Raw genomic sequence first — 3,950 nt, forward strand, 5'->3', positions numbered from 1 at the left:
CCGATCCGCGCTTCCATCCCGCCGGGCCGCCGCTGACGCTGGCGGAGGCCGCGACGCTGGCCGGCGGCGAGCTGCGCGGCGGCTCGCCGGAGCGGCTGGTGACCGGCGTCGGGCCGCTCTCGGCCGCAGGGCCTGACGACGTGTCCTTCCTCGACAACCGGCGCTACGCGCCGCAACTCGCCGGCACCCGCGCGGCAGCCGTGGTGCTGGCCGCGGACTTCGCGGGCAGCGTCCCGCCGGGCGTCGCGGCCATCGTCTCGGCGCAGCCCTATCTCGGCTTCGGTCGGATCGCCGCGCGGCTGCATCCGCCGCCGGCGCCGCGTGCCGGCATCCATCCGACCGCGGTGGTCGATCCCTCCGCGAAGCTCGGGCCAGGCTGCGAGGTCGGGCCCTACGCCGTGATCGGCGCCGGGGCGGAGATCGGGGCGGGCTGCATCCTCGGCCCGCATGCCGTGATCGGTGAGAAGGTGGTGCTCGGCGATGGCTGCCGCATCGGGCCGCATGCCTCGGTCACGCATTGCATCGCCGGCCGCGGCGTCGTGCTGCATCCGGGCGCGCGCGTGGGTCAGGAAGGGTTCGGCTTCGCCGTCACGCCCGAGGGCCGCTTCGAGACGATGCCGCAGCTCGGCCGCGTCATCCTCGGCGACTTCGTGGAGATCGGCGCGAATGCCTGCGTCGATCGCGGCAGCCAGTCCGACACCGAGCTCGGCGCCGGCACGCGCCTCGACAACCTCGTGCAGATCGGCCACAACGTGCGCGCCGGGCGCGCCTGCGTGATCGTCGCGCAGGCCGGCGTCTCGGGTTCTGCGACGCTCGGCAACGGCGTGCAGCTCGGCGGCCAGGCGGGCGTCACCGGCCATCTCAACGTCGGAGACCGCGCCCGGATCGGCGCGCAGGCCGGTGTGATGAACGACGTGCCGGCGGGCACGGATGTGGTCGGCAGCCCGGCCTGGCCGGCCAAGGACACGCTGCGCGCCATGGCGGCGCTGCGCCGCCTGGGCCAGAAGCCGGCTCGCGGCTGAGACGCGGGGGACGGAAGGGAGGACCATGGACGCGACCGCCAGCGCCGAGGCACCGGGCAGCGTCGGCGCCTATGACATCGCCCGCATCATGCAGGCGATCCCGCATCGCTTCCCCTTCCTGCTGGTCGACCGCGTCGTGGACATCGTCCCCGACCGCTCCGCCGTCGGCATCAAGAACGTCACGATCAACGAGAACTTCTTCCAGGGCCATTTCCCGACGCATCCGGTCTTCCCCGGCGTGCTGATCATCGAGAGCATGGCGCAGACCGCGGCCGTGCTGGTGGTCGAGACGCTCGGGCCGTCCGCGGCCGGCAAGCTCGTCTACTTCATGACGGTCGACGAGGCGAAGTTCCGCAAGCCGGTGGTGCCCGGCGACCAGATGCGCGTGCATGTGCAGAAGCAGAAGCAGCGCGGCAGCATCTGGAAGTTCGAGGCCGAGGCGAAGGTGGACGGCAAGGTGGTCGCCGAGGCGACCTACTCCGCGATGATCCTCGACAAGTAGCGCCCAATTGGACCACCGCCCCTCCGGCGTCGCCAGCGACGCCCTCATCCACCCGGGCGCCGTCGTGGCACCCGGTGCCCGCATCGCCCCCGGCTGCCGCATCGGCCCCGGCTGCGTCGTCGGTCCCGACTGCGTCCTCGACGAGGGCGTCGAACTCGTCGCGCATGTCGTTTTGGACGGGCGGACGCATCTCGGGCCCGGCGTGCGGGTCTCGCCCTTCGCGACCATCGGGCTTCCGCCGCAGGACCTGAAGTACAAGGGCGAGCCGACCGGCGTGGTGATCGGCGCGCGCACCCATGTGCGCGAGCACACGACGATCCATCGCGGCAGCACCGGCGGCGACGGGATCACGCGGATCGGCGCCGACTGCCTGATCATGTGCGTCGCCCATGTCGGCCATGACTGCCGGCTCGGCGACGGCGTCATCCTGGTCAACAACGTGATGCTCGCCGGACATGTGCAGATCGGCGACTTCGCGGTCATCCAGGGCGGCGCCGCGATCCAGCAATTCGTGCGCATCGGGCGCATGGCGCTGGTCGCCGGCATGTCCGGCGTCGAGCGCAACGTGCTGCCCTTCGGCCGCGTGAAGGGCTTCCGCGCGAAGCTTGCCGGGCTGAACACCATCGCGCTGCGCCGCCGGGCGGGGCTGAGCAAGGAGCAGGTGATGGTCGTGGCGCGCGCGGTGCACGACCTCTACCGCGCCGGCCGGCCGGAGGACCAGGTGGACGCCATCGCGCAGGCGCATCCGGGCAACGCGCTGGTTGCCGAGATCCTCGACTTTGTCCGCGAGCGCGGCCGCCACGGCCTCTGTCCCTTCGGCCGCGGGACGGAGGACGAGGACGCGGACGCCGCCTGATGCCAGGCGCTCCGCCCGGCCCCGCGCCGCTCGGCCTGGTCGCCGGGGGCGGACTGATGCCGCTGCGCGTCGCCGACGCCGCCGCCAAGGCCGGCCGCCCCGTCGTCTGCGTCCTGCTCGAAGGCTTCGCGCAGCCCGCCGACTACGCGGCCTATCGCCATTCCGTCCTGCCGCTCGGCCAGGTCGGGCGCATGATGGCCTTGATGCGCGAACATGGCGTGCGCGACCTCGTGCTGGCAGGGCGCGTCGCGCGGCCCTCGCTGACCTCGGCGCGCTTCGACGCGGAAGGGCTGCGGCTTGCCGCGAAGCTCGGTGCGCGGGCGCTGTTCGGCGGCGACGACACGCTGCTCTCCGCCGTGCTCGGCCTGCTGCGCGGGGAAGGCTTCAACCCGGTCGGCGCGCAGGAGATCCTGGGCGACCTGCTGGTGCCGGAGGGCCGCCTTTCCGCAGCCGCACCATCTGATGACGATCGCCGCGACATCGCGCGCGGCATCGCCGTGGTGCGGGCGCTGGGCGCCGTCGATGTCGGCCAGGGCTGCGTGGTGCAGCAGGGCCTCGTGCTCGGCGTCGAGGCGATCGAGGGAACCGACGCGCTGCTCGCGCGCTGCGCGGGATTGCGGCGCGCGGGTGCGGGCGGCGTGCTGGTCAAGCTCGTGAAGCCGCGCCAGGACGTGCGGGCCGACCTGCCGGTGATCGGGCCCGACACGGTGCGCAACGCCGCCGCGGCGGGGCTCGCCGGCATCGCGATCGAGGCGCGGTCGGGCCATGCCGGCACGCTGGTCGTGGACCGCGCCGAGACCATCGCGGCGGCGGATGCGGCGGGGCTCTTCCTCCTCGCCATCCGTCCCGACCTGTTCAGCACCGAGGAGAGCGCAGCATGAGCGGCAAGTTCCTGCACACCATGATCCGCGTCGGCGACCTGGAGCGCAGCATCGCCTTCTACACGAAGCTGCTCGGCATGAAGGAGCTGCGCCGCCGCGACGTGCCCGACGGCAAGTACACCCTCGCCTTCCTCGGCTACGGCGAGGGCAACAAGGAAGGCCAGGGCGAGATCGAGCTGACCTACAACTACGGCGTCGAGAAATACGAGCTGGGCACCGCCTTCGGGCACCTCGCCGTCGGCGTGCCGGACGTGAAGGCGGCCTGCGAGGCGGTGCGCGCGGGCGGCGGCAAGGTGACGCGGGAAGCCGGGCCGGTGAAGTTCGGCACGACGGTCATCGCCTTCGTCGAGGACCCGGACGGCTACAAGATCGAGCTGATCGAGCGGGCCTAGAGCAGTGCCCGATCAGGTGGAACCGCTTCGCTCGCGGTTCCGCTGATCGGGCATAAGCTGCTCTCGATCCGAGATTCCTGGAGCAGGAAATCCAATCTGACTGATTCAGTCGGATTGGATATTGCTCCAGGCCCCTCGCACTCGCGCCGCCCGCTCCAGCCGCGCGGCGAAGGTCGCCGCGAGCTCGCGCAGGAAGCCGGCGGCCAGCGCGTGACGGCGCGCTTCCTCCTCCCGGCGCGCGGCCCACCAGAGGTGATGCGCCTGCAGCCCCGGCTCCGCCGCCGTCCGCGCACCTGC

The 3,950-nt window shown here is 72.5% G+C and carries 6 protein-coding genes; 5 read left to right on the forward strand and 1 reads right to left on the reverse strand.

Features of this window, described 5'->3' with window-relative positions:
- The 5 genes from lpxD to gloA form a co-directional block, all read left to right on the forward strand.
- On the forward strand, window positions 1-1,022 hold a 1,022-nt coding region (gene lpxD, locus L2I40_RS20050; RefSeq protein WP_308116438.1), incomplete at its 5' end, for a UDP-3-O-(3-hydroxymyristoyl)glucosamine N-acyltransferase.
- Window positions 1,023-1,047: 25 nt separating this feature from the next.
- Window positions 1,048-1,524 carry a 3-hydroxyacyl-ACP dehydratase FabZ gene (gene fabZ / locus L2I40_RS20055; protein WP_237216947.1) on the forward strand — a complete coding sequence of 159 codons (477 nt, stop codon included), beginning with the start codon at window positions 1,048-1,050 and terminating at the stop codon, window positions 1,522-1,524.
- Between the two features lie 7 nt (window positions 1,525-1,531).
- Window positions 1,532-2,380 carry an acyl-ACP--UDP-N-acetylglucosamine O-acyltransferase gene (lpxA, locus tag L2I40_RS20060; protein WP_237216948.1) on the forward strand — a complete coding sequence of 283 codons (849 nt, stop codon included), beginning with the start codon at window positions 1,532-1,534 and terminating at the stop codon, window positions 2,378-2,380.
- Window positions 2,380-3,261 carry an LpxI family protein gene (locus tag L2I40_RS20065; RefSeq protein ID WP_237216949.1) on the forward strand — a complete coding sequence of 294 codons (882 nt, stop codon included), beginning with the start codon at window positions 2,380-2,382 and terminating at the stop codon, window positions 3,259-3,261. The genes lpxA and L2I40_RS20065 overlap by 1 nt, the downstream gene beginning before the upstream one ends.
- On the forward strand, window positions 3,258-3,653 hold the full coding sequence (gene gloA / locus L2I40_RS20070) for a lactoylglutathione lyase (protein ID WP_237216950.1): 396 nt from the start codon (window positions 3,258-3,260) through the stop codon (window positions 3,651-3,653). Before L2I40_RS20065 ends, gloA begins: the two co-directional genes overlap by 4 nt.
- A gap of 105 nt (window positions 3,654-3,758) precedes the next feature.
- Here gloA and L2I40_RS20075 read toward each other — a convergent pair.
- Window positions 3,759-3,950: hypothetical protein (locus L2I40_RS20075; protein WP_237216951.1), on the reverse strand; the 192-nt coding region annotated here is incomplete at its 5' end.

This window comes from Falsiroseomonas oryziterrae (genome assembly GCF_021864505.1).
GTDB lineage: Bacteria > Pseudomonadota > Alphaproteobacteria > Acetobacterales > Acetobacteraceae > Falsiroseomonas > Falsiroseomonas oryziterrae.

Excerpts from the sequence above, each read along its gene's own strand:
- fabZ (WP_237216947.1), top strand. The coding sequence starts at position 1,048 with ATGGACGCGACCGCCAGCGCCGAGGCACCGGGCAGCGTCGGCGCCTAT.
- gloA (WP_237216950.1), top strand. The coding sequence starts at position 3,258 with ATGAGCGGCAAGTTCCTGCACACCATGATCCGCGTCGGCGACCTGGAG.
- L2I40_RS20065 (WP_237216949.1), top strand. The coding sequence starts at position 2,380 with ATGCCAGGCGCTCCGCCCGGCCCCGCGCCGCTCGGCCTGGTCGCCGGG.